The organism is Inquilinus sp. (assembly GCF_057815775.1).
In genome coordinates this window covers 1-4893 of record NZ_JBYRFX010000855.1, presented here as the reverse complement: position 1 = coordinate 4893, position 4893 = coordinate 1, and the positions used below count along the sequence as shown (strand labels likewise).

5 protein-coding genes are annotated in these 4893 nt (G+C 71.2%); 3 read left to right on the top strand and 2 right to left on the bottom strand.

Annotation, left to right across the window (positions count from 1 at the left end; genetic code table 11):
* Nucleotides 1–182: 182 nt before the first annotated feature.
* The gene (locus tag AC3XYG_RS30680; protein WP_489143675.1) at nt 183–1094 is read right to left on the bottom strand and encodes a LysR family transcriptional regulator; all 912 of its coding nucleotides are present in this window, start codon (nt 1092–1094) and stop codon (nt 183–185) included.
* Nucleotides 1095–1183: 89 nt separating this feature from the next.
* Between AC3XYG_RS30680 and AC3XYG_RS30675 the strand changes: the two genes are divergently transcribed.
* Nucleotides 1184–2383 (top strand): MFS transporter, encoded by a 1200-nt coding sequence (locus AC3XYG_RS30675; protein ID WP_489143674.1) that lies wholly within the window; start codon nt 1184–1186, stop codon nt 2381–2383.
* 11 nt (nt 2384–2394) lie between these two features.
* On the opposite strand, the gene AC3XYG_RS30670 is transcribed toward AC3XYG_RS30675, so the two are convergent.
* Nucleotides 2395–3327: a 2-hydroxyacid dehydrogenase gene (locus tag AC3XYG_RS30670; RefSeq protein WP_489143673.1), complete on the bottom strand. Its 933-nt coding sequence runs from the start codon at nt 3325–3327 to the stop codon at nt 2395–2397.
* A gap of 189 nt (nt 3328–3516) precedes the next feature.
* Between AC3XYG_RS30670 and AC3XYG_RS30665 the strand changes: the two genes are divergently transcribed.
* Nucleotides 3517–3996: a copper chaperone PCu(A)C gene (locus AC3XYG_RS30665; RefSeq protein ID WP_489143672.1), complete on the top strand. Its 480-nt coding sequence runs from the start codon at nt 3517–3519 to the stop codon at nt 3994–3996.
* Nucleotides 3997–4182: 186 nt separating this feature from the next.
* Nucleotides 4183–4893 (top strand): serine acetyltransferase domain-containing protein (locus AC3XYG_RS30660; RefSeq protein WP_489143671.1); only part of this gene is annotated, 711 nt, incomplete at its 3' end.

The window sequence follows — 4893 nt, the reverse complement described above, 5'->3', positions numbered from 1 at the left end:
CGGCGACCTGGTGTATTTCCCCGGCCATGTCGGGCTGATGGTCGACGGCGAGACCCTGCTGCACGCCAATGTCCGCGCCGCCTGCGTCTCGTTCGACCCGGTGGCCGAAATCGCCGCCCGGTCCGAGGCCGCCGAAGGCCGCGGCATCACCGCGGTGCGGCGCTTCGGGTAGAAAGCCGTGGTCACCGTCGGTCCGCCGTCTCCGCCAACGATGCCTTGACCAGCTGCCGCAGCCAGCGGTGGCCGGCATCCTTGTCGAAGCGCGGATGCCAGGCCTGGATGATGGTGACCGCCGGCACCGCTACCGGCAGATCAAAGGCCCGCACCGCCAGCCCCAGCGCCGCCGCACGCGCGACGACGGCGAGCGGCAGCGCGGCGACAATGTCGGAGGAGGCGGCGGTGAACAGCGCGGCGTAGAAGCTCGGCATGACCAGCGCCACCCGGCGCGACAGGCCCAGCCGCTCCAGCGCATCGTCGATCAGCCCGCGGGTGCGGCCACGCCGCGACGCGCTGATATGGGTCGCGGCGGCGAAGCGCTCCGCGGTCATCTCGCCGCGCAGCAGCGGATGGCCCTCCCGCACCACCCCGACGAAGCGGTCCTGCAGCAGGGCCTGGACGCGGATCTCGGGCCCGGTCTCGCCCAGCACGCCGATATCGAGGTCGATGCGGCCTTCGCGCAGCGCGTTGACATCCTCCTTGCCCTGGTCCGCGAAGCGCAGGGTGACGCCCGGCGCCTGCCGCGCAGCCGCCGCCGACAGGCCGGCCGCGAACACGCCGGCGGCGTAGTCGCTGGCCCGAATGGTGAAGCTGCGCTCCAGCGTCGACGGATCGGCCGAACCCTCGGGCCGCAGCAGCGTCTGCGCATCCTCCACCACCGCCCGCACCCGGGCCTGCAGCTCGATCGCCCGCGGCGTCGGCACCAGGCGGCGGCCGGCGCGGACCAGGACGGGGTCGCCGACGGCATGGCGGATGCGGGCGAGCGTCCGGCTCATCGCCGGCGCGCTCAGGTTCATGCGGCGGGCGGCGCCGGCGACACTGCCCTCGCTGAGCAGGGCATCGAGCGCGACCAGCAGGTTCAGATCCATGGAGTGCATGGGACGCAATTATACAGTCAGGTCATTGCACTGGAAAGCATGTCGGCTGCGGATCAGCTTCGAGGCGATCCCCTCACCGAGAGTCCGCCATGTCCTCCACCGTCCCATCCTCCGCCACGCCGTCTTCCGGCGGCGCCGCAGAAACGCGGGGCGTCACGCTCCAGCTGCTGCCCTTTGCCCTGATCATGTTCCTGGGCTATGCGGCGATCGGCGTGCCGCTTGCGGCGCTGCCGCTCCATGTCCATGGGGTGCTGGGCCAGGGGCCGCTGGCCGTGGCCCTCGCCGTCGCGCTGCAGCCGGCCGCCACGCTGCTGATGCGGCCCTGGGCCGGCGGGATGTGCGACCGGCACGGCGGCAAGGCCTCCGTCCTGATCGGTGCTGCCGGCTGTGCGGTGTCCGGCCTGTTCTATGCCGGGTCGGTGCTGCCGGCGGATCCCCGGCTGGGGCTCGCGCTGCTGCTGCTCGGCCGGATCATGGCGGGGCTCGGCGAAGGCCTGATGATCACCGGCGGGCTGGCCTGGAGCATCGCCGCGGTCGGCGCGCCGCGGGCCGGCCGGGCCATGGTGTGGGTCGGCATCGCCCTCTATGGCGCGATCGCGGCGGGGGCCCCGGTCGGCCTGGCCCTACAGGGCTCGACCGGCTTCGGCGCGGTGGCGCTGGCCACCATCCTGCTGCCGGTCGCGGCCGGCCTGGTGGCCGCACCGCTGCCGGCTGTGCGCGGGGCCGGCGGCCCGCGCCTGCCGTTCCTTCGGGTCGCGGGCCTGATCTGGCGGCAGGGCGCCGCGCTGGCCCTCTCCTCGGTCGGGTTCGGTGCGATCTCCGCCTTCATCGCCCTCGATTTCCAGGCCGAAGGATGGGGCGGTGCCGGCTTCACCCTCAGCGGCTTCGGCGCCGCCTTCATCCTGACGCGGCTGCTGTTCGGGCACCTGCCCGACCGGGCCGGCGGCGCCAGGGTCGCGGCCGGGTCGCTGGCCGTCCAGATCCTCGGCCTGCTGCTGATCTGGGCGGCAGCGTGGCCGGAGGTGGCGATCGCCGGTGCGTTCCTGACGGGGGCCGGCACCTCGCTCGTCTTTCCCTCCTTCGGGATCGAGGCGGTGAAGCGCGTGCCGGCGGCCAGCCGCGGATCCGCGCTCGGCGCCTATGTCGCGTTCGTCGATGTCGGGCTGGCGGTGACCGGGCCGGTGATCGGGCTGGTCGTGGCGCAGTTCGGCTATCCCGCCGCCTTCGCCACCGGGGCGCTCTGCAGCGTGCTCGCCCTGCTGTCGACGCTACGCCGGGCGACGTCTTAGCCGGTCGGGGCTTAGTACCCCCGCGACCGGTCGACCACGTCGTCCATCGGCTCGCCGCGTTCGAAGTGGGCGACCTGTTCGGCCAGGCGCAGGGTCGCATATTTGGCGTTGTTGCTGGCGGCGATGTGCGGCGTCAGCACGATCTTCGGATGGGCCCAGAACGGGTGGTCGGCCGGCAGCGGTTCGGTCCGGAACACGTCCAGCACGGCGCCGGCGAGATGGCCGGAATCCAGCGCCGCGATCAGGTCGGCATCGACCAGCTGGGGGCCGCGCCCGGCATTGATGACCCAGGCGCCGGCCGGCAGGGCGGCGAACAGTTCGGCGCCCAGGATGTCCTCGGTCTCCGCCGTCAGCGGCAGCAGGCAGACCAGGATCTGGGTCCGGGCCAGGAAGGCGTCCAGCTGCGCCGGGCCGGCATAGCCGTCGACGCCATCGACGGCCTTCGGCGTGCGGCTCCAGCCGGCGACGCCGAAGTTCAGCCCCTTCAGCGCCCGCGCCACCGCCGCCCCCAGCGTGCCGAGGCCGAGGATGCCGACCGTGATGTCGCGGGCCAGCAGCTGGTCGTGCTGGACCCATTCCCCCGCCGCCTGCTGCGCGCGATAGGTCCGGGCCTGGCGGTGGATCGCCAGCACCTGTTCTGCCACATATTCGATCATGCCCTCGGTCAGGCTCAGATCGACCATCCGCACCAGCGGAATGCCGGGCGGCAGGGTCGGGTCGCGCAGCATCGCGTCGATGCCGGCGCCCAGGGAATAGATCACCTTGAGGTTGGACAGGCCGGCCAGCATCCCCGCCGGAGGCTTCCAGACGATGGCGTAGTCGATTTCGGCCGGGTCGCCGATCTCCGGCCAGACCCGGACCTCCAGCGCCGGCATCGCCGCGCGCAGCGCCGGCAGCCACTGGGCGGGATCGTCGGTGGCCGAGGCGAAGACGGCGACGGGCATGGTGGGAGTCCCTGTTTCTGGCTCTGTGGATGAAGGCCTTGCAGCCAGATCGCCGATCCCGCGCCGTCCGGCAAGCCCGCTCGCGGCAGATCGTCTGCAGGACTGCCCCGCACTGGCCGCCGGGCCCCGGCGATGCTATCGCCTTGGCATGATCCGCCCCTTGCCCGTCCTCATCGAGGAATCCAGCCGATGACCAAGCGCCTCCTCGCCGGCCTCACCGCGGTCCTGCTGTGCTGCGCCCCGCTCACCGTCCTGGCGCAGGACGCCACGATCGGCACGCTGTCGATCACCCATGGCTGGAGCCGGGCGACGCCGCCGGCGGCCAAGACGGGGGTCGGCTATCTCACCATCGCCAACACCGGCGGCACGGATGATCGTCTGACCGCCATCGCCATCGACCCCGCGATCGCCGAGGCGGCCGAGATCCACACGATGTCGATGGACAATGGCATCATGCGCATGCGCGCCGTGGATGGCGGCGTGGCGTTGCCGGCGGGTCAGACGGTCGAACTGGCGCCCGCCGGCATCCACATCATGCTGGTCGGGCTGAAGGCGCCGCTGAAGGACGGCACCCGCGTGACGCTGACGCTGAGCTTCGAAAAGGCCGGAAACGTCACGGTCGAGCTGCCGGTCGGCAAGCTCGGCGCTGCCGGTCCGACCGCTCCCTGAGTCCAGCGGGATATAATCATCAGTTTCCGATGTAGAAATTATAATATAAGCAAATATAACATGTATATGACGAAGATTTATCTCGGCTGTTGACAATCGGTCGGGGAGAGCTTATCTGACTTTGGACGTCACCTTTCGGTCGGACGGGGTCCCCCGCCGTCCAGCCCGGCAAAGGGGTTTAAGGCCATGCCCAACACCGCTCTGGCGCGGAAGGCTTATGCCGCCGACGAGGCCATCCTCGATAAGAGGGGCCTTGAGGATGCGGTCTTCGCGCTGATGTGCGAGTCCGCCGCCACCCTGGCGCGGCAGGAGGCGATCCTGGCGCCGGTGGTCGAGCGCATCGTGCTCGGCGCCGTTGATTTCAGCGATGCGCTCGCCCGGCTGCTGGCCACCAAGCTGGAATGCGACACCGCCTGCCATGACCGGCTGCTGGCGCTGGCGGCGGAGGCGATGCGCGCCGACCCGGCGATTGCCGCCCATGCCGCGCTCGACCTCGACGCCATCAAGGACCGCGACCCGGCGGCGCGCGACCACCTGACGCCGTTCCTGTTCTTCAAGGGCTACCACGCGCTGCAGTGGCACCGGATCGGCCACTGGCTGCATGGCGAGGGGCGCGAAGCCCTCGCCGCCTTCCTGCAGAGCCGCGTGTCCGAAAGCCTCGCGGTCGACATCCACCCGGCGGCCCGCATCGGCTGGGGGCTGCTGATCGACCATGGCACCGGCGTCGTCATCGGTGAAACCGCGGTGGTCGGCAATGACGTCTCGATCCTGCACGGCGTCACCCTCGGCGGCACCGGCAAGGACAGCGGCGACCGCCACCCCAAGGTGCGCGACGGCGTGCTGATCGGCGCCGGCGCCAAGATCCTGGGCAACATCGAGATCGGCGAGGGCGCCAAG

What these genes read in the sequence shown, in the direction of transcription:
- AC3XYG_RS30670 (WP_489143673.1), bottom strand. Translation starts at nt 3,327, where the DNA reads ATGCCCGTCGCCGTCTTCGCCTCGGCCACCGACGATCCCGCCCAGTGG.
- AC3XYG_RS30680 (WP_489143675.1), bottom strand. Translation starts at nt 1,094, where the DNA reads ATGCACTCCATGGATCTGAACCTGCTGGTCGCGCTCGATGCCCTGCTC.
- AC3XYG_RS30665 (WP_489143672.1), top strand. Translation starts at nt 3,517, where the DNA reads ATGACCAAGCGCCTCCTCGCCGGCCTCACCGCGGTCCTGCTGTGCTGC.
- AC3XYG_RS30675 (WP_489143674.1), top strand. Translation starts at nt 1,184, where the DNA reads ATGTCCTCCACCGTCCCATCCTCCGCCACGCCGTCTTCCGGCGGCGCC.